The following is a 24,225-nucleotide window of genomic DNA, read 5'->3' on the forward strand; positions in this document are numbered from 1 at the left end:
AGCTGTGATGCGAGAACTAACACTACGCCTGCTTGGCCCTTTTGCCGTCGCAATCGACGGTGCGCCGGCCACGGGCTTTGCCTACGCGAAAGTGCGCGCCCTGCTGGCCTACCTGGCGCTCGGGCGCCGCCACCCGCACAGCCGCGCCGCGCTGGCCACGCTGCTCTGGCCCGATCAGCCCGAGCGTGTCGCGCGCGCCAGCCTCAGCCAGGCGCTCACCACGCTGCGCGCCGCGCTGGGCGATAAAGATGCGGAATTTCCCATTCTGCTCGCCGATTCGCTGCATGTCCAGCTCGACCCCGCCTGCCAGATCAATAGTGATGTCGCGCAGTTTCAGGCCGCGCTGCAATCCACCGACGCGCACATCCACCGCAGCTGGCGCGCATGCCCATCCTGCGCCGAGCAGCTTCAGGCCGCGCTGGCCCTGTATTCCGGCCCTTTCCTTGCCGATGTGCTCGTTCCCGACAGCGACGTATTTGAAGAATGGGCTACCGGGCAGCGCGAACACATCCAGCAGCGCGCGCTCAGCGCCCTGGCGCACCTGATCGAGCGGCTGGAGTGGCGCGAGGATTACAGCGCCGCGCTGCCCTATGCCCGCCAGCTTGTGGCGCTGGAACCATTGCTCGAAGCGAATCAGCGCACCCTGCTGCGCCTGCTGGCCCTGAATGGCGAACCGGCCGCCGCGCTGGCGCAGTTCCGCCAGTTCAGCGCGCTGCTCGCCGCCGAGCTGGATGCCGAGCCGGAAGCCGCCACCACGGCGCTGATCAGCCAGATCCGGCGCGGTGCCACCACCGACCTTGCGCCCGCGCGCCCGCCCTTCCAGGTGCCCGAGCCGCCCGCCGCGCTGATCAGCCGCAGCAGCGAGCTGGCCGCGCTCTGCACGCAGCTGCGCAACCCGGCCGCGCGCGCCGTGACCATAACCGGCACGGGCGGCATTGGCAAAACGCGCGTTGCCCTGGCGGCGGCCCACGCGCTGCGCCACGATTTCGCCGATGGCGTGTTTTTTGTCGAGCTGGCGCCGCTGGGCGACCCCGCGTTGGTGGCCGATGCGATTGCGCAGGCGCTGGGCGTGAAAGAACAGCCGAACCAGCCGATCCGCGCGGCCTTGCGCACCCGGCTGTGCACCAGGCACACGCTGCTCGTGCTCGACAACTTCGAGCATGTGGTGGCCGCCGCGCCGCTGGTCGCCGAGCTGCTGGCCGCCTGCCCCGCGCTCACCGTGCTCGCCACCAGCCGCGTGCCCCTGAACATTCGCGCCGAGCAGCCGCTCGCGCTCGAGCCGCTGGCCGAAGCCGACGCCGTGCAGCTCTTCATGGGTCGCGCGTGCGCGGCTGGCGCAGCCCTGCCCGCAGAAACGGCCGATCTGGCGCTCTACGCGGCGATCTGCCGGCGAGTGGATTGCCTGCCACTGGCGATTGAGCTGATCGCGGTGCGCGCCCGCGCGCTCAGCCCGCACGACCTGCTCGGCCAGCTCGAACGCCCCCTGCAGGCGCTGGTACACGGCCCGCGCGACATCCCGGCACGCCATCAGGCGCTGCGCAGCGCCATCCAGTGGAGCTACGACCTGCTGAGTGCCGCCGAGCAGCGCGTGTTTCGGCACATGGGCGTGTTTGCGGGCGGCTGGGGTGTGGCAGCCGCGCAGGCCGTGGTTGGGATGGAAGAAGATGTGCTGCCGCTGCTGGAAAGCCTGCATGCTGCCAGCCTGCTCCAATGCCATGCGGTCGCGGATGAAACACGCTTTGTGCTGCTCGAAACGATTCGCGAGTTCGCACAGGAGCAACTGGCCCGCTCCGACGATGCCAGCGCCGCCAGCGCCCGCCACATGGCGCATTTCACCCACTTCGCCGTCGAGGCCGAGATCGAGCTGCTGCGCGCCAATGCCCCGCGCTGGCGGGTGCGCGTCGCCGCCGAACAGGATAACCTGCGCGCCGCGTTCCGCTGGGCAATCGAGCACGGGGAATACACCAGCGCCCTGCGGCTCGCCGCCGGCGTGTGGCGCTTCCACTGGATGGCGGGTCTGCTGCGCGAAGGGCTGGAGCGCCTGGAAGCCGCGCTGGCGTACCGCGAGCACACGCCACCCGCCGTGCAGGCCAACGCCATGCGCGGCGCTGGCTCGCTGGCCGGCGGCCTGAGCGACTTTGCGCGCGCCCGGCGCTGGCTGGAAGAAGGTGTGGCAATTGCGCGGCAGTCGTGCGATGCGCGCGTGCTGCAAGGTTCGCTCACCGGCTATGGCTACACGCTCTACGAGCAGGGCGACCTTGCCACGGCGCTGGGGCCGCTCGAGGAAGGGCTGGCCCTGGCGCGGCAGATTGGTGACCGTCGGCTGGTGAAATTCCCGGTCGGCATTCTGGCCGGCGTGCATCAGCGCCTGGGCAACCTGGGCGTCGCCAGCGAGCTGGCCGAAGAATGCCTGCAGATCAACCGCGAGTACAGCGACCCCGAAGGCACGGCCAATGCGCTGCGCACACTTGCAACCATTATCTTCGAGCAGGGCTTGCCCGAGCGCGCCCGGCAGCTGTGCGAAGAAGCGCTGGCGATGCACGGCACGCTCAATCACCAGCTTGGCCTGGGCTTCGATTATGTGCTGCTTGGCGACATCAGCCGCGACCGGGGCGACCTCGCTGCCGCGCTTGGCCACTACCGCCACTGCCTGAGCCTGTGGCGCGAGCGCGAAAACCGCACCAACAGCGCGCTGGTGCTTGCGCGCATCGCGCAGATCCTGGCCTGGCAGGGCGGCGCGGAAACCGGCGCGGCGCTGCTGGCTGCCGCCGCCGAAATTCACCGCCAGAATGGCGCGCTGCTCTGGCCGAGCGAGCAGGAGCGCCTGGCGGAAACGGCGCGGGTGTGCCGCGCCAGCCTGGGCGAAAGCACCTTCGCTGCTGCTTCGGCGGGCGGGCGGGCGCTGCTGCTTGGGCAGGCGCTCGACCTGGCGCTGCAGCCGATTGCCGCAGCGGGCCAGCGCAAGATTGTGGCGCGAATGCCCAAACGCGCCCGCCGCATTCCCGAGCGCGCGCCGCGCACCGTGGCCTAGCAGCAAGCCTCAAAGGCCCTATGCTGCGGCTTTTCTGATGCCCATCTCCTGGGCTGGCCGCGGCGCAAGCGCAAGCTCCATAAACACCAGCCAGTTGCGCAGATCGTCGGGCAGCTCGTAGTAGGGCTGGATGTTTTGAAACCCGAGGCGCTGGTACAGGCGCAGGGCATCCTGCTGCCGGAAGCTGGTGTCGAGGCGCATGCGCGAGTAGCCCAGCGTGCGCGCTTCTTCCACAATTGCCTCGCCCAGCGCACGCCCCACACCCCGCCCGTGATATTCCGGGTACACAAACATCCGCTTCATCTCACAGGTGCTTGCATCGATTCGGCGCAGCGCCACGCAGCCCGCCGCCGCGCCATCGGCGCGGGCAAGCAGCAGCTGGCCATCGGGCGGGGCGTACTTGCCCGGCAGGCCAGCCAGCTCCGCCGCAAAACCCGCCGCATCGAAGTAACGGTCGATCAGAGCAAGATCGGCGGGGTGGCTTTGGCGGTGCCAGCGCGTGAACGAGCGCATCAGGTCACGCACGGCGTTGAGCTGCACGGCGCTGTGCGGGACGATTATGGATATTTTCATCATTCACCTGTATAAACAGAAGGGTTTTCAGCTGTTTCCAAGCCGCCATTGCGGTGGCATGCATACTCTACACAGCGCGTCTCAAAAAACTCTCAAAAGCCGCAAGCGAATCTTTTGGCGTTTCGCCGCGTCGTACTTCATGAAGCCACATTTCAGGCAGGGCCAGGTCACCGCTGGAAGGGGAACGCGATCGATCCGCAGATTGCACAGATTACACAGATATGAAGTCTCTCATCTGCGTAATCTGCGTCATCTGTGGATGAATTTCGGGACTTTGACATGGTCTTGCATTTCAGGAGAACCTATGAGCCAATCGAACGCAGCGCCGGCCGACTTCGAGGCGCTGGTGCAGGCGATTCGCCCCGAGCTGCACCAGTACAGCGCGCGCATGCTCGGCTCGGCGATCGACGCCGAGGATGTTGTGCAGGAAGCGCTCACCAAAGCCTACGCTGCGCTGCCCGCGACGCAGGTGGCCAACATGCGCGGCTGGCTGTTCCGCATTACGCATAACAAAGCGATCGACTTCTTGCGGCGGGCCAGCCAGCAGCGGCTGGAATACCTCGACGAAAACGCGCATCTGGCGGAACCCGACCCGCCGCTGGAAGAAAGCGAGCTGGTCGCGCTTGCGCTGTCGGCCTTTCTGGCACTGCCCGCCAAGCAGCGCAGCTGCGTTATTCTGAAGGACGTGATGGGCTATTCGCTGGCCGATATGTCGGAAATGCTCGACGCGACTGTGCCCGAGATCAAGGCCGCGCTGCATCGCGGGCGGGCGCGCCTGCGCGAAACGGGCCAGAACCTGCCCACCGACATGGCGGCCCCCAGCGAAGAAGAACAGCGCCTGGTCGCGCGCTATATCGATCGCTTCAATGCGCGCGATTTCGAGACAGTACGCGCCATGCTGGCCGACGACGTGCGGCTGGAGCTGTTCAATCGCATTTCGCTGCGCGGCCGCACGCCAGTGAGCGAATACTTCCACCGCTACGACCAGAGCCGCGACTGGCTGCTCGCGCCCGGCACCGTCGAGGGCCGCCCGGCCATTCTGGTGCGCGACCCGCAAGCGCCCAATGCGCCGCCTACCTATTTCATGCTGGTTACGTGGGAAGGCGGGCGGCTCGCGTTCATCCGCGATTATCGCTACACGCCCTATGTGATGCGCGACGCCGATGTGCAGGGCTGACGACGGGCAGGGAGACAAGGAGAAGCGCGCCTCGCGTCTCGTGTCTCGTATCTTCGCTCTGTTAATCAAAGGACCGACAATGAAAAATATCTCGCGCACGTGGGTGCTGGCGCTCACCGCGCTGGCCTCGTTTATGGTGGCGCTCGATGCGCTGGTGGTTGCAACCGCGCTCAGCACGATTCGCCGCGACCTGGGCGCGACGGTCGAACAGCTGGAATGGACGGTCAACAGCTACACGCTGAGCTTCGCGGTGCTGCTGCTCACCGGCGCGGCGCTGGGCGACCGCTTCGGGCGGCGGCGGATGTTTGTGGCGGGGCTGCTGGTGTTCATTGGGGCGTCGGCGCTGTGCGCGCTGGCCGCGTCGATGGAGTGGCTGATTGCGGCGCGGGCGCTCCAGGGTGCTGGCGCGGCGCTGGTGATGCCGCTGGCAGTGACGCAGCTGAGCATTGCCTTCCCGCCCGAAGAGCGCGGGCGCGCGCTGGGACTCTTCAGCGGCGTGTCGGGGCTGGCGGTGCTGGCCGGGCCGGTGGTCGGCGGCGCGATTGCGGGCGGGCTGACGTGGCAGTGGATCTTCTGGCTGAACGTGCCGATTGGCCTGGTGCTGGTGCCGCTGGCGCTGCGCCGCCTGCCGGAAAACTTCGGGCCGCGCACGCCGCTCGACATTGGCGGGCTCGCGCTGGTAACGGGCGCGGCGCTGGGCGTGATGTGGGGGCTGGTGCGTGGCAACAAGGCCGGCTGGGCCAGCGCCGAGGTGCTTGGCGCGCTGGCGGCGGGCGTGCTGCTGGCGGTGGCGTTTGTGGCGTGGGAGCGCCGCGTGTCTGCGCCGATGCTGCCCATGCACATGTTTCGCTCGCGCGCCTTCGCGGCGGGCAATGTTGCGGGCTTGCTGTTCTTCGCATCGCTGTACGGCGCGACCTTCTTTCTGGCGCAGTTCTTCCAAAACGCGCTGGGCTATGGCCCGCTTGGTACGGGGTTGCGCCTGCTGCCCTGGACAATCATGCTGTTTCTGGTGTCGCCATTTGCGGGTGGGCTGGCTGGCCGCTTCGGTGAGCGCCCGGTGATGTTTGGCGGCATGCTGCTGCAAGGCGCTGCAATGGCCTGGATCAGCCTGATTGCGCGGCCAGGCCTGCCCTACCCACTGCTGATCGCGCCCTTGATCCTCGCGGGCTTTGGCGCGGCGGCCATCCCGGCCGGGCAGAATGCCGTGGTGAGCGCGGTGGCGATGCAGGAGATTGGCAAGGCGTCGGGCGCGTTCAACATGCTGCGGCAGCTTGGCGCGGCTTTTGGCGTGGCGATCCTGGCGGCGGTGTTTGCCGCATCGGGCAGCTTTGTGTCGCCCGAAACGTTTAGCAGCGGCTTTGCCCCGGCGATGCTGGTGTCTGCGGCGCTCTCGTTTGCGGGCGCGGGCGCGGCGCTGCTGCTGCCGGGCCGGGCGAAGGCGCGCGTGGCGCAGGCAAACATGCGGGCATAGGCGCACGCACGGCGTGTGAGTCGAAATATGTATTGACGTTCCTTTGATATCTTGTTATATTATTACCAATATAACAATATATCAGGGGGGCTTTGTATGCCACAAGCGAATGAACCCGCGCCAGAACTCGTCGTCGAGCGCATTCAGGTGGGCGTGCGCCTTGAGAAGCGCATGGTGAAGGTGCTGAAGGGACTGGCCGAATACCTCGACCTTTCGCTGGCCGACCTGCTGGAAGGCGTGGTGATGCACGCTTTTGAGAACAGGCCGCCGTTTTCCGACACCACGCTCCAGCGCATTGAGCAGCTGAAAGACGTGTATGGCATGGCCTATGGCGTCGAGATGAGCCACCGCCTGACCGAAGCCGATGCGCCCAATGAGTAAAGGAGCGGGTGTGGAACCAGTGAGCGCCCTGCGCGCGAGCCGGTCGGCGCGCATTCGGCTCGGCGCCGCGCCGTCGGCGGTGTTCCCGCTGTTCACGCCCGAGGGCGAGCGGCTGTGGGTGGAGGATTGGAACCCCGAGCGTGTCTACCCCGCCGACGGCGCGGCGGAGCTGCACAGCGTTTTCCTCACACACAATCACGCCGCGCAGCCAACGATCTGGGCAATTGTGGGAATGGACGCCGAGCGCTTTCGGGTGAGCTACCTGCGCGCCGCGCCGGAATCGCATGTTGCGTTTATCGCAGTGGAGTGCGCCGAGGACGGGCCGGGCCGCACGGTTGCGACAGTGAGCTACACCTTCACCGGGCTGAGCGCGGCGGGCAACGAGTACGTGGCGCGCTTCACGCCCGAGCACTACAGCGAGTGGATTGGGCATTGGGAAGCGGCGATCAACCGCTACCTCGCGCATGCCACTGCGAGTAGCTGAGAATTTTCTGGTACGCCACAGAGAAACGGAGGCCACGGAGAAGAAATGCGCTCCGTGGCCTTTGCATGTTTCCGCTAGATCGCTTCGGGCCAAAATTCCTCGACATACGCCCGAAATGCGCTCGCCGCCGCCAGCGCTGCCCAGCTTCGGCGCGTCAGCTCGGCGCGACGCCCCTCGATCGCAGCGATAGCGCGACCGGGCCGGTTCGCCGCCAGCTCGCCGAGCGTCGTGCGGATGGCGTCGAAATCGTAGCCCGCCTCGCGCAACAGCGCCACCACGCGCAAACGGCGCATCTGCGCCTCGTCGTAGAGCCGGTAGCGGCTGCTGCGGTCGCGCACCGGCTCCAGCAAGCCTTGCTGCTCCCAGAAATGCACAGCAGACACACGCACGCCTGCTTCCTGCGCCGCTTCGCCCACGCGCAGCCGCCGCGCGTGGCGCGAATGCGTGGAGGATTCCTGCGCGGCGAGCGTTCCCAGCGCGGCCAGCGTCCGTTCGAGTTGCTGACGCTGGCCCGCAAGCCCGGCGTGGTGCTCATCGATCAGAGATAATGCGGCGGCAAGTTGACCCCGTTGCATCGCCTGCATGACATTGCGCGCTCGTTCCGCTCCATACGCCGCGACGAGTTTCTGCGCGGTGAGCAGCGCCCGGAGATGCTGGCGAGTATACTGTCGGTAACCGTTTGCGGCGCGCTCGGCGGGCGGGATCAGTCCGTCCGCCTCGTAGTTGCGCACCTGCTGCACGCCAACCTGCGCAGCTTTGGCAAGGTCGCTTGTGCGATACGTTCGCGAAACTGTCATGTAAAACCCTCAATTGCAATGAGAGGGTTTATACCACAGATTTCGCTTTCCTGTCAGGAATGTTTTCCAGTGCGTGCCTAAAACTCCCAACGCTTGCGTTCGTGTTGTAGAGTAAACGGGCTGGCCAGCAAGAGGTAAGATAGTTGCTTACGAAAGAAGGAGTGAGCCACAGAGAACACCGAGTGCACCGAGTGAAAACCCGATCTCCGTGCCCTCAGTGCGCTCTGTGGCCAGGAAGAACATAGGAGGAACAGTGGACCAACAATCAGTTATCGACTACATCACCACGACGTTCGATGGTGTCACAACCGCTGTCGCCGACGACAACTACTTCTTTTTCTACGACCCGACGCAGATGTTCCCGTTCGCCACGCTCATGGTCAACGACGTGAACGACGAGTTTTCCGATCTCAACCGGCCCGGCGTGTACCGCCTGAACATCGGCGTCGACCGGGAGACATTTGTGACGCTGGTGGGCGATGGCGAGGGTGAGTACGATTACACCGCGTTCGACACAATCATGCCGCACCCGGTCTACGGGCGGCAGCGCTGGATCTGCATTGTGAACCCGAGCGACGTAACGTTCGCAGAGAAAATCCAGCCGCTGCTCGCCGACGCCTACGCCCGCGACGTGCGCAAGCATACGAAGTGATATTTCACCACCAAGACACCAAGACACCAAGCGATAATTTATTTTCTTGGTGCCTTGGTGTCTTGGTGGTTACACCCATAGTCTCATCCTGTTAACGAACAATTGTGCTATAGTAGAAGAACCCCGAAAGCCACCGCGAGCAAAGGAGCAGAGTTTTGGAGCAGGAGTATATCGAGATTCGCGGCGCGCGCGAGAACAACCTCAAGGATGTGTCGCTGCGCATTCCCAAGCGCAAAATCACGATCTTCACTGGCGTTTCCGGCTCGGGCAAGTCGTCGATTGTGTTCGACACGATTGCCACCGAGGCGCAGCGCCTGCTGAACGAAAACTTCAGCACATTTATCCGCAACTTCCTGCCGCGCTTCTCGCAGCCCGAAGCCGACGCAATCGAAAACCTGAGCATGGCGGTCGTGGTCGACCAGAAGCGCATGGGCGGCGGCTCGCACTCGACGATGGGCACGATCACCGACATCTACTCGCTGCTGCGGCTGCTGTATTCGCGGATTGGCGAGCCGCATGTGGGCTTTTCCAACGCCTTTTCGTTCAACGACCCGCAGGGCATGTGCCCGGAATGCAATGGCCTGGGCCAGAAGATGGGCGTGCGCTCCGACGACTTTCTGGACATGGATAAGTCGCTGAATGAGGGCGCGGTGCAGGCGGCGATCTTTTCGTCGTGGGAAAAAGACAGCTACGCGGCGTCGGGCTTTTTCGACAACGACAAGAAGCTGCGCGACTACAGCGACGAAGAAATGGAGCTGTTGATGCACGGCAAAGACGTGAAGTACAAGCTTCAGGTCGGCACAAACGCGATCAACGCCAGCTACGTCGGCGTGATCGAGCGCTTCAACCGTTCGTACATCAAGCGCGACATCAAGACGCTCTCCGAGCGCACGCAAAAGGCTGTCGCGCCCTACCTGACCATGCAGCCCTGCCCACTCTGTCATGGCGCGCGGCTGAGTCAGGCGGCGCTGAGCAGCACAATCAACGGGCGCAACATCGCGGAACTGGCGTCGATGGAAGTTGGCGATCTGATCGGCGTAGTGCGCGAAATCGAGGGGCCGGTCGCCGCGCCGATGGTTGCCACGCTGGTCGAACGGCTGGGGCACCTGGTCGACATCGGGCTGGAATACCTGAGCCTGAACCGCGAAACCGACACGCTTTCCGGCGGCGAGTCGCAGCGCGTCAAGATCGTCAAGCACCTCAGCAGCAGCCTGGTCGACGTGATGTACATCTTCGACGAGCCGAGCGTCGGCCTGCACCCGCGCGACGTTCACCGCATGAACGAGCTGTTGCAGAAGCTGCGCGACAAAGGCAACACGGTGATCGTCGTCGAGCACGACCCCGACGTGATCAAAGTGGCCGATCACGTCGTGGATGTTGGGCCGCTGGCCGGGCGCGACGGCGGCAAAATCGTGTACGAGGGCAGCTTCGCGGGCTTGCTGAAGGCCGACACACTGACCGGCCAGCATATGCAGGAGTCGGTGCCGATCAAGGCGACGGTGCGCAAGCCAAAGGGCGCGCTGCGCATCAAGAACGCCAGGACGAACAACTTGCAAAATGTTAGCGTCGACATCCCTACTGGCGTGCTGACGGTGATAACTGGCGTGGCTGGGTCGGGCAAATCGTCGCTGATCAACGAAGAGTTCTTGCGCCAGCACCCCGACGCCGTGGTGATCGATCAGTCTGCTGTTGGCACCTCGACGCGCTCGAATCCCGCGACGTACACCGGCATCATGGACGACGTGCGCAAGGCGTTTGCGAATGCGAACAAGGTCAGCGCATCACTGTTCAGCTTCAACTCCAAGGGAGCGTGCGAAAACTGCCAGGGCCTGGGCGTGATCTATGCCGACCTCGGGTTTCTCAGCGGTGTCAAGACGCCGTGCGAAATCTGCGGCGGCAAGCGCTTCAAAGACGAGGTGCTGGCCTACACTTACAACGGCAAAACGATCACCGACGTGCTGGAAATGTCGGTTCAACAGGCGCTGAAGTTCTTTGAGATCAAGGAAATCGTGAAGCGGCTCCAGGCGCTGAGTGACGTCGGACTGGATTATCTGTCGCTCGGCCAGCCGCTCAGTACGCTGTCGGGCGGCGAGTGCCAGCGCATCAAGCTCGCCAGCGAACTGCACAAAAAGGGCAGCGTCTATGTGATGGACGAGCCGACGACCGGCTTGCACATGTCCGACATCGGCCATTTGTTGGAAGTGATGAACCGGCTGGTGGATGCGGGCAACAGCGTGATTGTGATCGAGCATAATCTGCACGTGATCAAAAACGCCGACTGGATCGTCGACATGGGGCCGGAGGGCGGCAGCAAAGGCGGGCGCGTGATGTTCGAAGGCACGCCAACCGACCTGCTCGACGCCAAAGACTCGCTGACCGGCGCGTACCTGCGCGGGGCGTGAAAATGCACCACTGAGGCACGCGCAAGATATAACCACGGAGGCACGGAGACACGGAGGAGCAGTTTGAGTAAACTACCAAGGCACGAGAAGACGTTTGAGTATAACCACCAAGGCAGCAAGGCACCAAGGTAAAACAGTATTGCAATCTGCACCGGACGCATAACCTGATTTAGAACCTCTGTGCCTCCGTGTCTCCGTGGTAAAAATAAAAACTCAGTGCCCTCCGTGTCTTTGTGGTAAAAATAAGGCTTTAGAATGACAATCATCGCCGAAGCACGCCCATCCGACTCGCCGTATATCGAGAGTGTGATGCATGGCCACACGCTCCATGCTGGTTCGACCATCCGTCCGGCGGAGACGAACTGGCACATGGTGGTGCTCAAGCTCGACGGCACCGCACGTGTGCTGGCTGTCGGGCCGCTGACTTCGTCGGGCGTGGTGAGCTACGGCGCGGGCGGCGAGCTGCTGTGGATCAAGTTCAAGCTTGGCACCTTTCTGCCGCACGCGCCGACACGCGACCTGGCCGATCGCGAGACGACGCTGCCGAATGCATCGCGGCGCTCGTTTTGGCTCGACAAGGCGATCTGGGAGATACCGACCTTTGAAAACGTGGAAACTTTTGTCCAGCGGCTGGTGCGCCACGACGTGCTGGCCCACGACCCGCTGATTGGCGCGGCACTGGGCGCGGAGCCACCCGCCATTGCCGAGCGCACGCTGCGTCATCGCTTTCTGCGCGCCACCGGGCAGACGCAATCGCACATCCGCCAGTTCGAGCGCGCCCGCCAGGCGGCAGATCTGCTCGCGCAGGGCGAACCCATCCCCGACGTGATGTTCCAGCTCGGCTACTACGACCAGCCGCACCTCACGCGCTCGCTCAAGCGCTTCATCGGCACCACCCCCGCGCAGCACATCGCCGCGACCTTCGCAGCGCAATAAATTTTGCCACCGGCAAAAAAGACACGAGACGCGAGATAAGGAGACACAAGACAGGGAGACGCTTGTGTCTTTTACTGCTTGTCCATCATCCCGGCGACTTGGTTCTGTGGTTCTCGGTTCTGCGGTTCTACGGTTCTGTGGTTCTGCAGTTCCGTAGTTCTGCGGTTCCTCGCCCTTGCCGTTTCGTACAAGACATCGCGCCCGCAACACGCTATGATAGGCAGGTAGCGACGAAGAAGGAGCGTGCAATGGCAACAAAAACATCTCGGGCAACCGGCCCTGAGCAGGTCGAAGCGTTTCTGGCGGCGCTCGATCATCCGCTCAAGCCGGTGATTGTGGCATTGCGCGAAGTAATCTTGAGCGCCGACCCGAGCATCGCCGAGGGCATCAAGTGGAACGCGCCGAGCTTTTACACCACCGAGCATTTCGCGACCTTCCACCTGCGCGCACAAGATGGCGTGAAAATTATGCTTCACCTGGGTGCGAAACCGCGCGACACCGCGCAGACGGGCATTGCTATCGACGACCCGACAGAATTGCTCGAATGGCTGGCGAAAGACCGCGCCTCGGTCGTATTTCGCGACCTGAGCGAGGCCGAAACGCGGCGTGAGGCGTTCGTTGCCATCATTCGCCAGTGGATCGCGTATGTTTGAAGAATCTTAACCACCAAGGCACCAAGACACCAAGATTCGAAAAGCTGGCAGACATGCATGCTTGCTCGTATCTGCCATCTTTACTTTGTGCCTTGGTGTCCTGGTGGTAATTTTTGAACGGCATCACGAAAGAGGGTCGATCATGTTACTCGAAAACAAGAACGCAATCATCTACGGCGGCTCGGGGGCAATTGGTCGCGGCGTCGCCAAAACGTTTGCCCGCGAAGGCGCGAAGGTCTTCCTGGTCGGGCGGACGCGCGCAACGCTTGAGCAGGCCGCGCAGGAAGTAATTGCCGCCGGTGGCGCGGCCGAGGTGGGCGTGGCCGACGCGCTCGACGAGGCTGCGGTCGAGCAGCACCTTCAATCGGTGGTCGCAAGCGCGGGCCGCGTCGACATCGCGATCAATCTGACGACGCGCGGTGATGTGCAGGGCACGCGCCTGCTCGACATGACGGTCGACGATTTCATGCAGCCGATCGTCAACGGCGCGCGCTCGAATTTCATCACTGCGCGCGTGGCTGCCCGCCAGATGGTGCTGCAGGGCGCGGGTGTGATTCTGATGATCACCAGCGGTTCGGGCGAGGCGTGGACGCCACCCGAAATGTGGCCGATGGGCGGCACCGGCCCAGCCGACGCGGCCCAGGAGTCGTTCATGCGCTACCTGGCCGCCGAAGTCGGACCGCGCGGCGTGCGTACGGCCTGTCTGTGGACGGCGGGCGTCGTGATGGAGAACGACCCGCTGAACGATGCTAAAGATAATCTGGCACACATGTCGATGCTGCGCAAGCGCCCGACCATTCAGGAATTTGCCGACACGGCGGCGTTCGTCGCATCGGATCGCGGCAGCGGCATCACGGCGTCGATCATCAACGTCAATAGTGGCATCAGCGCGCGCTGATAAGGAGAAAACAGCATGGACATGAAGCTCGAACTCGTGCCGATCCCGGTGTCTGACATCGACCGCTCGAAAGCGTTCTATGTCGACCAGATCGGCTTTCACCTCGACCACGACGTCGAGCCGGGAAACGGCATGCGCGTGGTCCAGCTCACCCCGCCCGGTTCCGGCTGCTCGATCCTGCTCGGCAGCGGCATGGGCGAAATCTCCGAGATGCAGCCAGGTGTGCTCAAAGGGCTGCACCTCGTGGTGGACGACGTTGCCGCGCTGCGTGAAACACTGATCGCGCGCGGCGTCGCGATGGGCGACCTTGTCGAGTTCCCCGGCGGCATCAAATACGCTGGCTTCAGCGACCCCGACGGCAATTCGTGGCTGTTGCAGGAAGTGCCGCCGGGTTAGTAGCTGGCATTGCATCTTCTCGAGAACCGCGTTCAGCTTGGATTGCAGAACTCTTTTGTCCACAGATTACGCAGATTACAAGCCGCATATCTGTGGAATCTGCGTAATCTGTAGATTTATTATGGAATTTGGATATAGTCCTGCTTCCCCAGCGCGTGCTTTCGGGCCTACCAATAGCATTATCCTCCTGGCTCCTGCCTCCCAATCAGAATACGGCGCCCTGTCGTGCCGGGCAGTGTACAATACCGCGCTCGGCAATTTCCGAGAAATAATCGGCGCGATTTTGCACGGCATGCCTCTTGTATTCACAGAACATCCGTGCTATCCTTGATCGTCACCCTCCCACCTTCGCACTCGCTGCCGACGCCTGCAAAGGAGAAGCCGTATGCGCCTGGTTCACGCGATTCCTGCCCTGCCTGTGCGCGACACGGCCCAAAGTGCCGCGTTTTACCGCGACAAGCTCGGCTGCGCGATCTGGCATGAAGACGCCGGTTTCGCAATCGTCGGGCGCGATGCGTTCGAGGTGCACCTCTGGCAAGCCGCCGACGAGGCGTGGAATGGTCGCGACGGCAAGCCTGTTCAGTCCGGCGCGGAGTCATTTCTGGCCGGTACCGCCAGCTGCCGTGTCGAAGTCGATGGCGTGGATGCCCTGCACGCCGAACTGGAGCCGCGTGGCATTCTGCACCCCAACGGCGCGCTCGGCAACCGCGACTGGGGCACACGCGAGTTCGCCATTCTCGACCCCGATGGCAACCTGATCACCTTTTTCCAGCGCCTTGTTTCCCCATCGCGCATGGATGGCCCGGCGACGCCGGAAGCGCTCTATGCACAGTTGCTCGAAACCTGGAACAGGCGCGACGCCGCTGCCTATGGCGCGCTTATCGCGAAAGACGGCAATGTCGTCGGGTTCGACGGCAGCCAGATCGACGGCAGCGCCGCGGTTGCAGCCGAGATCGGGCGCATTTTCCAAAACCACCAGACAGCGCGCTACGTCGGCAAGGTGCGCGAGGTGCGCCTGATCGCGCCGGGCGTTGCGCTTGTGCGCGCGGTGGTAGGCATGGTACCGCCCGGCCAGAACAACATCAACCCGGCGGTCAACGCCATTCAGTCGCTTGTGGCCGTGCGCAACGCGGGCGCGTGGCGAGCGGCGCTGTTCCACAACACCCCGGCGCAGTTCCACGGCCGGCCAGATTTGGCGGAGCAGTTGACCGAGGAATTGTCAGAAGAATTACGCAAAAAAGACAGCGAGACATGAGACAGCGAGACACGAGAATGCGGTGACGATCTGAATTCACCTTGTCTCGTGTTTCGTGTCTCGTGTTTTCATCTTGTCATTGTGTCATCTTATCAAACCTAGAAAGGAAAGCTTCATGAGTGGAGTACGGGTTCTGGTAGGCACGCGCAAAGGCGCGTTTATCCTGACATCGGATGAGAAGCGCGAGGAGTGGGACGTCAGCGGCCCGCACTTCGGCGGCTGGGAGATCTACCACATCAAAGGCTCGCCAGCCGACCCGAACCGGCTGTATGCCTCGCAGTCGGGCGGCTGGTTCGGCCAGCAGATCCAGCGCTCCGACGACGGCGGCAAGACGTGGGAACCCGTTGGCAATGAGTTCAAGTACGACGGCGACGCCGGCACGCACCAGTGGTACGACGGCACGCAGCACCCGTGGGAGTTCGCGCGCGTGTGGCACTTCGAGCCCTCGCCAACCGACCCCGACACGGTGTACGCCGGCGTGGAAGACGCGGCGCTGTTCCGCACCACCGACGGCGGCAAATCGTGGCACGAAATGGCGGGGCTGCGCAAGCACGGCACCGGCCCCTCGTGGCAACCCGGCGCGGGCGGCCTGTGCCTGCACACGATTGTGATCGACCCGAACAACCCGCAGCGCATGTTTGTCGCCATTTCAGCGGCGGGCGCATTTCGCAGCGAGGACGGCGGCGAAACGTGGAAGCCGATCAACCACGGCCTGCACTCGAACTTCATGCCCGACCCCGACGCCGAAACCGGCCACTGCGTGCACCGCATCGACATGCACCCCACCCGCCCGAACGTGCTGTTTATGCAGAAGCACTGGGACGTGATGCGCAGCGACGACGGCGGCGATAACTGGCACGAGATCAGCGGCAATCTGCCATCCGATTTCGGCTTCCCAATCGCCGTGCATGCGCACGAGCCAAGCACGGTCTACGTCGTGCCGATCAAGAGCGACTCCGAGCACTACCCGCCCGAAGGCAAGCTGCGCGTGTACCGCAATCGCGGCGGCGGCGACGGCGACTGGGAGGCGCTGACGAACGGTTTGCCGCAGGAGAACTGCTACGTCAACATCCTGCGCGAGGCCATGAGCGTGGACAAACTGTCGTCGTGCGGCATCTACTTCGGCACCACGGGTGGGCAGGTTTATTGCTCGGCCGACAGCGGGGAAAGCTGGAAGGCGATTGTGCACGACCTGCCGGCGGTGCTTTCGGTCGAAGTGCAAACGCTGCCATGATCCGCGTGTATCTGCCCGCCCACCTGCGCACCCTCGCGCGTGTCGGCAGCGAGGTCGAAATCGAGGTCGCCGCGCCCGTCACCATCGGCGCGGTGCTGGATGCGCTTGAGGCGCAATACCCGATGCTGCGCGGCACCATCCGCGACCACAGCACCAGGCAGCGCCGCGCCTTTGTGCGCTTCTTCGCCTGCGAAGAAGACCTTTCGCACGAGCCGGCCGACACGCCGCTGCCCGACGCGGTGGTGTCGGGCAAGGAACCGTTCATGGTCGTGGGCGCAATCGCCGGAGGGTGAAATTTTTCGGGTGCTGAATATTGAGGCCACACAGGTCGGCCCTGACAAAACTTGTCAGGACCGACCTGTGTGTCGGCCCCTCTTTTTTTGCGAATCCCCGCTTGACTCTCAAGCCACTTGAGGGTTTATACTCCAACTGTTCCGTTCAGCAGATGGGCTGCAATGCTCAAGATTGGCGAGCTCTCCAAGCTGGCGCAGGTGCCGGTGGCGACGCTGCGCTACTACGACCAGATCGGGCTGTTGAAGCCAAGCGAGATCGACCGCTTCACGGGCTACCGCTACTACGCGGCCAGCCAGCTGCCGCGCCTGCACCGCATTCTGGCGCTGAAAGGGCTAGGCTTTTCGCTTGAGCAGATCGCCGCCGTGCTCGACGCGGGCATTTCGCCCGAGCAGATGCGCGGCATGCTGCGGCTGCGCCACGCCCAGATCAGCCAGGAAGTCGCGGCGGCGCAGGCACGCCTGCTCGAGGTCGAAGCGCGCCTGCAACAGATCGAGCACGAGCGCGAGCTGCCCGGCTACGACGTGATTGTGAAGCGCGTCGAGCCGCTGCTGATCGCGTCGGTGCGGGCAATTCTGCCGAGCCACAGCGCGGTGGGCGGGCTGTTTGGCGAGGTGTACGACGCGATTCGCCCATATGCGGAAAAGGCGCTGACACCGAACCCCGAGCGCGGCGGGCAAACGCTGGTGCTGTGCTACGACACAGAGTTTAAGGAAAGCGATGTGGAAGCCGCAGCGGCGTTTATGCTGCGCTGCCCCATCCCGCCCAGCGGGCGCGTGCAGGTGCACGAGCTGCCCGCCGCGACCATGGCGGCAACCATTCACCACGGCTCCTACGCCACGATTGGCGCGGCGCACGAGGCAGTGCTGTGCTGGGTTTCCGCCAATGGCTACCGTGTCGCCGGGCCGGATCGCGAGCTGAACCTGTACCACGCGCAGCCAATCCGCCAGGACGATCCCTCATATATCACGGAAATTCAGTACCCGATAGAGCGAAAAGGATGGATGTAATGAAAGTGACCGAGCCAAAAGTAGACGAGCGCGCCGCGCAGCCGACCGTGGGGATTCGCACGCAGGTGCCGATGAGCGAGATGGGCGAGGCGCTGGTGCCGCAGCTGCTGGGCGAAACGTTTGGCTGGCTGGGGCAGCGCGGCATCGCGCCCGCTGGCCCGCCGTTCATGCGCTTCCATGTCATCAACATGGAAGGGCTGATGGATATTGAGATTGGTGTGCCGGTGGTGGGGACGGTGCAGGGCGACGAGCGCGTGCGCGCGGGCGAGCTGCCGGCCGGGCGCTATGCCTCGCTGGTGTATACGGGCGTGACCAACGGCATTCCCGCCAACAAGGTGCTGATCGAGTGGGCCGAGGCGCAGGGCTTGCAGTGGGATCGCTTCGACGCGCCGGGCGGCGATGGCTTTGTGTCGCGCTACGAGTCGTTCCTTACTGGCCCCGACGAAAGCCCTAACCCGGCCGACTGGGATACCGAAGTGGCGATCAAGCTGGCCGAGAGCTAATCTTGCATCAGGACGCAGAGGGCCGGACTGAATAGTCACACGACTCAGCTCCGCGCTCTCCGCGTGCGTCCGCGCCCAATGCACTCAGGCTTTCAGCCCCGCCAGCAGGAGCGACCATACTTCCTCCAGCTCCGTATCGATTGCGGGGTCGCGCCATTCGGCAGCGTGGGCGGGGTTGTGGAAGCGGTTGGTGGCGATCACCACGGCGCGCCCAGCCGCTGCCGGGCTGGCCACATGAAACTCGCCCTGCGCCACGCCGTCGGCAACGATCTGCCCGGCCTGCGCGGCCAGGTGCGCCACATGGGCAGTGATGATCTCGCCCGCGTCGCTCGCCAGCGCCAGGTAGGTCGCAAACATCTCGGGGTCGTCGAAGGCGCGGTTGCGCTTGATTGCGATCAGTGTGTCGAGCCAGCGCCGCAGCCGCGCTGCCGGTGGCCCTTCTTCGGCCACAATCGCATCCAGCGGCGCAGAAACCCGTTCGAGCCAGCGCGCGGCCACGGCGTCGCGCAGCGCGGCCTTGCTGGGGAAATGCCGGTACACGCTGCCGTGCGTTACGCCCAGCGCGCGCGCCACATCGACCACCGTGGTTTTGGCCGGCCCAAAGCGGCGGAGCACTTCCTCCGCCGCTTCCAGAATTCGCTCCTGCGTCAGTATTGCCTCGGGCATGCGAAATCCCTCTAACCGCGCTCGCTGTCGAGCATTGCCATCTGGTGCGTATTATACCGTTCGCCGGCAACTGCGCCAGCGGGCACGGCCTGCTCGATTCGCGCCATCTCGGCATCCGAAAATGTGAGCGCCAGCGCGCCCAGCGCCTCGCTCAGCCGGTCGCGCCGGCGCGCGCCCACCAGTGGCACAATGTCGGCCCCCTGCGCCAGCACCCAGCCGATCGCGGCCTGCGCCACCGTCGCGCCTTTTTCGGCGGCTATGGCGCGCAGCTCTTCCACCAGCGCCAGGTTGCGATCAAGGTTTTCGTCCTGAAAGCGCGGGCTGAATGCGCGGAAATCGCTGGCGTTAGCCTGCGTGCGCGACCAATGGCCGCCCAGCAGCCCACGCGACAGCACGCCATATGCGGTGATGCCAATGCCAAGCTCGCGGCAGGTCGGCAGCACGCTCGCTTCGATGCCGCGTGAGAACAGGGAATATTCGATCTGGAGATCGACGATTGGGTGGGTGGCCTGCGCGCGCCGGATGGTGTCGGAGCCGACTTCGGAAAGGCCGATCTGCCGCACATAGCCGGCCTGCACCATCTCGGCAATCGCGCCAATCGTTTCCTCAATCGGCACATTTGGGTCGAGCCGCGCCGGCCGGTAGATGTCGATATATTCGGTGCCGAGGCGGCGCAGCGAGTAGGCCAGGAAGTTCTTCACGGCGGCTGGCCGCGCATCGTAGCCGCCCCAGCCATTGCTTGCGTCGCGCAGCGCGCCAAACTTCACGCTGATCTGCACGCCGTCGCGCGGGCGGCCGCGCAGTGCCTCGCGAATCAGCAGCTCGTTATGCCCCATGCCGTAAAAATCGCCGGTGTCGAGCAGCGTCATGCCCGCATCAATCGCGGCGTGAATGGTGGCAATGCTTTCGGCCTCATCCGACGGGCCATACATGCCCGACATGCCCATGCACCCCAGCCCAATCGCCGAAACGGTCGGCCCGTTTTTGCCCAGTTGTCGCATCTCCATTTTGTTGCTCCTGTTATTTCGATTGAAGACAGCAGGAGTATATCACATCAAATAACAAAAATCAATATCTGTTATTATATTTTTGTTAGATGCGCTGATTATTGCAGAGCGCAATCTTTTCGCTACCCATTGGCAAATCTCCTGTAACTTGCGCGTCATCCGCGCGGTTGTGGCAGGCAGGATATTTTAGTATTGTAGTAATTGGCAGAACGTGGGCTGGTCGCCCCGAGCTCATTGCAGCTTTCAACCATAATCAACGGAGCACACGATGCAGATCCAGCAATCCTTTTGGGGCGGCAGCGCGGGCTGGCAGCCGCAGCACCCCGGCCAGCCGGGGGATGCCCAGCTTGTGTTTGTGTTCGGCGGCAAGGCCCAAATGCGCAACGCCGAGGCGCTGGGCGAACTGCGCAGCGCCTATCCCGGCGCGATCATCCTGGGCTGCTCGACGGCTGGCGAAATCTACGACACCCAGGTGCTGGATGACTCGCTGGTGGCCACGGCGGTGCAGTTCGCGCATTCTCGCGTGCTTGGCGCGCACGCCCCGCTGGCACACGCTGCCGGTAGCTTTGCAGCCGGGCAGGCACTGGCCGAGCAGCTCGATCCGAATGGGCTGGTGCATGTGCTTGTGCTTTCTGAGGGGCTGGGTGTGAATGGCAGCGAGCTGGTGGCCGGCCTTTCCACGCATCTGCCCGCACATGTCAGCATCACGGGCGGGCTTTCGGCCGATGGCCCGCGCTTCGCCGAGACGCTGCTGCACTGGAATGGCGAAACCGCGCCCGGCCAGGCCGCCGCGATTGGCCTGTATGGCGAGCGCCTGCGCGTGGGCTATGGCTCGCTGGGCGGCTGGGATGCGTTTGGCCCCGACCGGCTGGTCACCCGCTCATGCGGCAATGTGCTCTACGAGCTCGACGGCACCTCGGCCCTGGCGCTGTACAAGCGCTACCTGGGCGAACACGCCAACGACCTGCCCTCCAGCGGGCTGCTGTTCCCGCTCAGCGTTTCGAGCGGGCCGGCCAAAGAGCGCGTGGTGCGCACCATCCTGGCCGTCGACGAGGCTGCCGGCAGCATCACCTTCGCGGGCGACGTGCCCGAAGGCGCGTATGCGCAGCTGATGAAAGCCAACTTCGACCGCCTGATCGACGGCGCGCATGGCGCGGCCAGCACCAGCCAGGCCGCGCTTGGCGAGCACAGTGCCGAGCTGGCGTTGCTGATCAGCTGCGTGGGCCGTAAGCTGGTGCTGAAGCAGCGCATTGAAGAAGAAGTCGAGGCCGTGCGCGAGGTGCTGGGCGACCGCACCGTGCTGGCTGGCTTTTATTCCTATGGCGAAATTTCCCCGCTGCTGGCCAGCACGCGCTGCGCGCTGCACAACCAGACCATGACAATCACGACCTTTGCCGAAATCTAGCGCGCACCGCGCAGCCTGATCACACTCATTCGGGATGACATCTATGCACAGCCTTCTTGCCCGCCAGATCAAACGCCACATCGGCGAAGCCACGGCCGCGCCGGAGATTGCGCGCCTGCTCGAAGCAGTTGACCAGAGCTACCACCAGGCCGACACCGACCGCGAGATGCTGGTTCGCTCGCTCGAACTGGTGTCGGAAGAGCTGCGCGGCATGCACATCAGCATGCGCGCGATCTTCGAGCGGCTGGTGAACAGCAGCGCCGAGGGCATTTTCGCCTTCGATCACGGCCTGCGCTTTACCGCCTGGAACCCCTCGATGGCCGAGATTTCGGGCGTGCGCGACACGCAGGTGCTTGGCAAACTGGCGCACGACGCGCTGCCGGGCTTTGGCGCGAATGGCGAAGAACAATATTTTGCCAATGCCCTGGCCGGGTGCGTGACGACAGTAGAATCCATGCCATCGTTTGTTGCCACTGCGCACCGCGACCGCGTATTCGAAAGCCGCTATGCGCCGCTGCACGACGATAGTGGCCTGATTATTGGCGGGCTGGGGGTGATACGCGATATCACCAGGCGCAAGCATACGCAGGAAAAACTTCAGCGGCAGCTGCGCGAAACGCTCCTGCTCAACCGTGTGATCGCTGCGGCCACATCGGTGCAGGAGCCAGTTCACATCCTGAAAATTGTCTGCGAAGCGCTGGCGCAGACCTTTGATCTGCCGCAGGCCGCCAGCGCGCTGCTGAACGACGAGCGCACTGCGCTGGAAGTGGTGGCCGAATACTGCACGCCTGGGCGTCCTTCGGCACTGGGTGTGCGCTTGCCTTTAGCCGGCAACGAAGCCAGCCGGTATGTGATCGAACACCGGCAGCCGCTGGTGATCTCGAATGCGCAAACCGACCCGCGCAACCAGGCGTTTCACGAAGTCGGCCATCAGCGCGGCACCGTCACCTTGCTGATCGTTCCACTGATTATCCGCAATGTCGTTGTTGGCACGATTGGGCTGGATGCGCTGGACGAGCGCGTTTTCAGTGAAGAAGAGATTGCGCTGGCGCAGAATGTGGCTGCCGCCGTCAGCCAGGCGCTGGAAAACGCGCAGCTGTATGTTGCGGTGCAGCAGGAGCTGGCCGAGCGCCGCAAAGCCGAAGCCGAGCGCGAGCGCGCTTACGCCGACCTCTTGCATGCCAAAGAAGCCGCCGAGGCGGCCACGCGCGCCAAATCGGAATTCCTTGCCAACATGAGCCACGAAATCCGCACGCCCATGAATGGCATTATTGGCATGACCGAGCTGCTGCTCGATACCGAGCTGGACGCCGATCAGCACGAGTTCGCCACCATTGTGCGCGATTCGGGGCAGGCGCTGCTGACGATCATCAACGACATTCTCGATTTCTCGAAGATCGAGGCCAACAAGCTCACGATCGAGCACAAGGATTTTGCGCTGCTGCCGGTGGTGGAGGGCTGCGCCGACCTGCTGGCCAGCCGCGCGCGCGACAAACAGCTGACCCTGATGACTTATGTTGCGCCCGATATCCCGGCGCAGCTGCGCGGCGACCAGGGTCGGCTGCGGCAGGTGCTGGTGAACCTGATTGGTAACGCCGTGAAGTTCACCAAAGCAGGCTCGGTGGTGGTGCGCGCCGAGCTTGCGGAAGCGCACGCGGCTGCGGTTGTGGTGCGCTTCAGTGTGCAGGACACAGGCATTGGCATCAGCGACGAGGTGCAGGCGCGCCTGTTCCAGCCCTTTACGCAGGCCGATGGCTCGGTGACGCGCAAATATGGCGGCACGGGCCTGGGCCTGGCGATCTGCCGGCGGCTGGTGGAGCTGATGGGCGGCGCGATTGCGGTCGAAAGCCGCGCAGGGCAGGGCGCGACCTTCTCGTTCACCATTCGCTTCGAGCGAAGCGGCGCATCGCCGCACGGCTTCGAGGCCCCAAATTGGTCGCAGCTGCGCGCGCTGGTTGCCGATTCGCACACGCCCAGCGCCGAGATCGTGCAGCAATACCTGCAAAACTGGGGTATCGCCGCCGACGCAGCGCCCAAAGGTGCGCGGGCGATTGAGATGATGCGCGTTGCGGCGGCGGGCGGCGCGCCATACAGCCTGCTGATCTGCGAGCAGGCGCTGCCAGATATGGACGGCTTTGCGCTTGCGCGGGCGATCCAGCGCGGGCAGGGGCTTTCGCACCCGCAGCTCATTATGCTCACGGCCTTCGACGAGCGCGGGCAGAACGAACAGGCGCTGCAAAGCGGCTTTCGCGCCTACCTTACCAAGCCAATCAAGCAATCGCAGCTCTTCGATAGCATGGCAGCGCTTTTCTTTGCGCTGGACAACGAGCCGCACGAGCAGCCAGCCCCAGTCAATTCGCCCCTGGCAGGCCCAGGCGACTCATCATCTCGGCTGATCCTGGTGGTGGAAGACCATGTCGTCAATCAGCAACTGGTGCTGCGTCAGCTTGGCAAGCTTGGCTATGCCGGGCATGCTGTGCCAAACGGGCGCGCCGCGCTTGAGGCGCTTGCCCAGCCACACCCCTACGAGCTGGTGCTGATGGACTGCCAGATGCCCGAGCTCGACGGGCTGGCCGCCACGCGCAGCATCCGCGAGCGCGAGCAACAGAGTGGCGCGCGCATCCCAATCATTGCAATGACGGCGAATGCCATGCAGGGCGACCGCGAGGTGTGCCTGGACGCGGGTATGGACGACTACCTGAGCAAGCCGGTGCGCCACGCCGAGCTAGGCCAGATGCTGGCGCGCTGGCTGCCGGCGAGCTAAAACAGCGTTGCGGGAAATTGGTTGCTGGTTGTAGTCGCCATTTGGCAATAGGCAGTCACCATCATAATTGCCAACTGACGACTGCCTACTGCTAGCCAGCTCGAAACGGGTTTTCACTGATGTGTACCAGCGCAATCCCCAATCCCTAACCATTCATTACTCTGGAAGGAACGTTCTTTTCTACAACGGGCAAGCTTCCAGGAAGCTTAGGCTAGTTGTCCTTCAACCTGATACTCAGA

General features: G+C 63.8%; 22 protein-coding genes and 1 pseudogene. 19 read left to right on the top strand and 4 right to left on the bottom strand.

The annotated features are described in order from the left end of the window. The first annotated feature begins 7 nt into the window (after positions 1-7). Positions 8-3,031, top strand: a complete 3,024-nt coding sequence (locus tag M1P90_RS26165) for an ATP-binding protein (RefSeq protein ID WP_483698535.1) — start codon at positions 8-10, stop codon at positions 3,029-3,031. 18 nt (positions 3,032-3,049) lie between these two features. Here M1P90_RS26165 and M1P90_RS26170 read toward each other — a convergent pair whose 3' ends face one another. After that, positions 3,050-3,604 carry a GNAT family N-acetyltransferase gene (locus M1P90_RS26170; protein WP_483698536.1) on the bottom strand — a complete coding sequence of 185 codons (555 nt, stop codon included), beginning with the start codon at positions 3,602-3,604 and terminating at the stop codon, positions 3,050-3,052. A gap of 304 nt (positions 3,605-3,908) precedes the next feature. On the opposite strand from M1P90_RS26170, the gene M1P90_RS26175 reads away from it, so the two are divergent. From M1P90_RS26175 to M1P90_RS26190, 4 genes are all read left to right on the top strand, one after another. Continuing rightward, the gene (locus M1P90_RS26175) at positions 3,909-4,781 is read left to right on the top strand and encodes a sigma-70 family RNA polymerase sigma factor (RefSeq protein WP_483698537.1); all 873 of its coding nucleotides are present in this window, start codon (positions 3,909-3,911) and stop codon (positions 4,779-4,781) included. A 79-nt stretch (positions 4,782-4,860) separates the two neighbouring features. Then, a complete protein-coding gene (locus tag M1P90_RS26180; RefSeq protein ID WP_483698538.1) occupies positions 4,861-6,252 on the top strand; it encodes a DHA2 family efflux MFS transporter permease subunit in 1,392 nt (463 codons plus the stop codon). Between the two features lie 96 nt (positions 6,253-6,348). Then, positions 6,349-6,633 carry a hypothetical protein gene (locus tag M1P90_RS26185; protein WP_483698540.1) on the top strand — a complete coding sequence of 95 codons (285 nt, stop codon included), beginning with the start codon at positions 6,349-6,351 and terminating at the stop codon, positions 6,631-6,633. A 10-nt stretch (positions 6,634-6,643) separates the two neighbouring features. After that, complete coding sequence (locus M1P90_RS26190) at positions 6,644-7,117, top strand: hypothetical protein (RefSeq protein WP_483698541.1); 474 nt, start codon at positions 6,644-6,646, stop codon at positions 7,115-7,117. 74 nt (positions 7,118-7,191) lie between these two features. Here M1P90_RS26190 and M1P90_RS26195 read toward each other — a convergent pair whose 3' ends face one another. Beyond that, the gene (locus tag M1P90_RS26195) at positions 7,192-7,914 is read right to left on the bottom strand and encodes a MerR family transcriptional regulator (protein ID WP_483698542.1); all 723 of its coding nucleotides are present in this window, start codon (positions 7,912-7,914) and stop codon (positions 7,192-7,194) included. A gap of 253 nt (positions 7,915-8,167) precedes the next feature. Between M1P90_RS26195 and M1P90_RS26200 the strand changes: the two genes are divergently transcribed. The 12 genes and pseudogenes from M1P90_RS26200 to M1P90_RS26255 all read left to right on the top strand — a co-directional run bounded on the left by M1P90_RS26200 (position 8,168) and on the right by M1P90_RS26255 (position 18,144). Beyond that, complete coding sequence (locus tag M1P90_RS26200; protein ID WP_483698543.1) at positions 8,168-8,566, top strand: DUF6194 family protein; 399 nt, start codon at positions 8,168-8,170, stop codon at positions 8,564-8,566. Between the two features lie 155 nt (positions 8,567-8,721). Next, the gene (locus M1P90_RS26205) at positions 8,722-10,968 is read left to right on the top strand and encodes an ATP-binding cassette domain-containing protein (RefSeq protein WP_483698544.1); all 2,247 of its coding nucleotides are present in this window, start codon (positions 8,722-8,724) and stop codon (positions 10,966-10,968) included. A gap of 255 nt (positions 10,969-11,223) precedes the next feature. Then, on the top strand, positions 11,224-11,904 hold the full coding sequence (locus M1P90_RS26210; RefSeq protein ID WP_483698545.1) for a helix-turn-helix domain-containing protein: 681 nt from the start codon (positions 11,224-11,226) through the stop codon (positions 11,902-11,904). A gap of 248 nt (positions 11,905-12,152) precedes the next feature. Beyond that, positions 12,153-12,557, top strand: coding sequence for a DUF1801 domain-containing protein (locus M1P90_RS26215; RefSeq protein ID WP_483698546.1), 405 nt, complete (start codon positions 12,153-12,155; stop codon positions 12,555-12,557). Between the two features lie 142 nt (positions 12,558-12,699). Then, positions 12,700-13,455, top strand: coding sequence for an SDR family NAD(P)-dependent oxidoreductase (locus M1P90_RS26220; protein ID WP_483698548.1), 756 nt, complete (start codon positions 12,700-12,702; stop codon positions 13,453-13,455). Positions 13,456-13,470: 15 nt separating this feature from the next. Then, on the top strand, positions 13,471-13,851 hold the full coding sequence (locus M1P90_RS26225; protein WP_483698549.1) for a VOC family protein: 381 nt from the start codon (positions 13,471-13,473) through the stop codon (positions 13,849-13,851). Between the two features lie 385 nt (positions 13,852-14,236). After that, a pseudogene (locus M1P90_RS26230) lies at positions 14,237-14,635 on the top strand (bleomycin resistance protein); the annotation flags it as partial. A gap of 9 nt (positions 14,636-14,644) precedes the next feature. Continuing rightward, complete coding sequence (locus M1P90_RS26235) at positions 14,645-15,106, top strand: SgcJ/EcaC family oxidoreductase (RefSeq protein WP_483704693.1); 462 nt, start codon at positions 14,645-14,647, stop codon at positions 15,104-15,106. Positions 15,107-15,221: 115 nt separating this feature from the next. Then, positions 15,222-16,340: a WD40/YVTN/BNR-like repeat-containing protein gene (locus M1P90_RS26240; protein ID WP_483698550.1), complete on the top strand. Its 1,119-nt coding sequence runs from the start codon at positions 15,222-15,224 to the stop codon at positions 16,338-16,340. Continuing rightward, positions 16,337-16,633, top strand: coding sequence for a MoaD/ThiS family protein (locus M1P90_RS26245; protein ID WP_483698552.1), 297 nt, complete (start codon positions 16,337-16,339; stop codon positions 16,631-16,633). Before M1P90_RS26240 ends, M1P90_RS26245 begins: the two co-directional genes overlap by 4 nt. Positions 16,634-16,795: 162 nt before the next feature. Further along, positions 16,796-17,641, top strand: a complete 846-nt coding sequence (locus M1P90_RS26250; protein ID WP_483698553.1) for a MerR family transcriptional regulator — start codon at positions 16,796-16,798, stop codon at positions 17,639-17,641. Further along, on the top strand, positions 17,641-18,144 hold the full coding sequence (locus tag M1P90_RS26255; RefSeq protein ID WP_483698554.1) for a GyrI-like domain-containing protein: 504 nt from the start codon (positions 17,641-17,643) through the stop codon (positions 18,142-18,144). The genes M1P90_RS26250 and M1P90_RS26255 overlap by 1 nt, the downstream gene beginning before the upstream one ends. Before the next feature lie 84 nt (positions 18,145-18,228). Here the strand turns inward: M1P90_RS26255 and M1P90_RS26260 are convergent, their stop codons facing one another. Then, positions 18,229-18,810 (bottom strand): TetR/AcrR family transcriptional regulator, encoded by a 582-nt coding sequence (locus M1P90_RS26260; protein ID WP_483698555.1) that lies wholly within the window; start codon positions 18,808-18,810, stop codon positions 18,229-18,231. Positions 18,811-18,821: 11 nt separating this feature from the next. Then, on the bottom strand, positions 18,822-19,817 hold the full coding sequence (locus tag M1P90_RS26265) for an aldo/keto reductase (RefSeq protein ID WP_483698556.1): 996 nt from the start codon (positions 19,815-19,817) through the stop codon (positions 18,822-18,824). A gap of 268 nt (positions 19,818-20,085) precedes the next feature. On the opposite strand from M1P90_RS26265, the gene M1P90_RS26270 reads away from it, so the two are divergent. Together M1P90_RS26270 and M1P90_RS26275 are read left to right on the top strand one after the other, a co-directional pair. After that, entirely contained in the window at positions 20,086-21,222 is a 1,137-nt protein-coding gene (locus tag M1P90_RS26270) for an FIST signal transduction protein (RefSeq protein WP_483698557.1), read from the top strand. Positions 21,223-21,265: 43 nt separating this feature from the next. Next, on the top strand, positions 21,266-23,986 hold the full coding sequence (locus tag M1P90_RS26275; RefSeq protein WP_483698558.1) for a response regulator: 2,721 nt from the start codon (positions 21,266-21,268) through the stop codon (positions 23,984-23,986). The last annotated feature ends 239 nt before the right edge of the window (positions 23,987-24,225 follow it).

It is taken from the genome of Kouleothrix sp. 19917 (assembly GCF_057073505.1).

What these genes read in the sequence shown, in the direction of transcription:
- M1P90_RS26165 (WP_483698535.1), top strand. Translation starts at nt 8, where the DNA reads ATGCGAGAACTAACACTACGCCTGCTTGGCCCTTTTGCCGTCGCAATC.
- M1P90_RS26170 (WP_483698536.1), bottom strand. Translation starts at nt 3,604, where the DNA reads ATGAAAATATCCATAATCGTCCCGCACAGCGCCGTGCAGCTCAACGCC.
- M1P90_RS26175 (WP_483698537.1), top strand. Translation starts at nt 3,909, where the DNA reads ATGAGCCAATCGAACGCAGCGCCGGCCGACTTCGAGGCGCTGGTGCAG.
- M1P90_RS26180 (WP_483698538.1), top strand. Translation starts at nt 4,861, where the DNA reads ATGAAAAATATCTCGCGCACGTGGGTGCTGGCGCTCACCGCGCTGGCC.
- M1P90_RS26185 (WP_483698540.1), top strand. Translation starts at nt 6,349, where the DNA reads ATGCCACAAGCGAATGAACCCGCGCCAGAACTCGTCGTCGAGCGCATT.
- M1P90_RS26195 (WP_483698542.1), bottom strand. Translation starts at nt 7,914, where the DNA reads ATGACAGTTTCGCGAACGTATCGCACAAGCGACCTTGCCAAAGCTGCG.
- M1P90_RS26210 (WP_483698545.1), top strand. Translation starts at nt 11,224, where the DNA reads ATGACAATCATCGCCGAAGCACGCCCATCCGACTCGCCGTATATCGAG.
- M1P90_RS26215 (WP_483698546.1), top strand. Translation starts at nt 12,153, where the DNA reads ATGGCAACAAAAACATCTCGGGCAACCGGCCCTGAGCAGGTCGAAGCG.
- M1P90_RS26220 (WP_483698548.1), top strand. Translation starts at nt 12,700, where the DNA reads ATGTTACTCGAAAACAAGAACGCAATCATCTACGGCGGCTCGGGGGCA.
- M1P90_RS26225 (WP_483698549.1), top strand. Translation starts at nt 13,471, where the DNA reads ATGGACATGAAGCTCGAACTCGTGCCGATCCCGGTGTCTGACATCGAC.
- M1P90_RS26235 (WP_483704693.1), top strand. Translation starts at nt 14,645, where the DNA reads ATGGATGGCCCGGCGACGCCGGAAGCGCTCTATGCACAGTTGCTCGAA.
- M1P90_RS26240 (WP_483698550.1), top strand. Translation starts at nt 15,222, where the DNA reads ATGAGTGGAGTACGGGTTCTGGTAGGCACGCGCAAAGGCGCGTTTATC.
- M1P90_RS26245 (WP_483698552.1), top strand. Translation starts at nt 16,337, where the DNA reads ATGATCCGCGTGTATCTGCCCGCCCACCTGCGCACCCTCGCGCGTGTC.
- M1P90_RS26250 (WP_483698553.1), top strand. Translation starts at nt 16,796, where the DNA reads ATGCTCAAGATTGGCGAGCTCTCCAAGCTGGCGCAGGTGCCGGTGGCG.
- M1P90_RS26255 (WP_483698554.1), top strand. Translation starts at nt 17,641, where the DNA reads ATGAAAGTGACCGAGCCAAAAGTAGACGAGCGCGCCGCGCAGCCGACC.
- M1P90_RS26260 (WP_483698555.1), bottom strand. Translation starts at nt 18,810, where the DNA reads ATGCCCGAGGCAATACTGACGCAGGAGCGAATTCTGGAAGCGGCGGAG.
- M1P90_RS26265 (WP_483698556.1), bottom strand. Translation starts at nt 19,817, where the DNA reads ATGGAGATGCGACAACTGGGCAAAAACGGGCCGACCGTTTCGGCGATT.
- M1P90_RS26270 (WP_483698557.1), top strand. Translation starts at nt 20,086, where the DNA reads ATGCAGATCCAGCAATCCTTTTGGGGCGGCAGCGCGGGCTGGCAGCCG.
- M1P90_RS26275 (WP_483698558.1), top strand. Translation starts at nt 21,266, where the DNA reads ATGCACAGCCTTCTTGCCCGCCAGATCAAACGCCACATCGGCGAAGCC.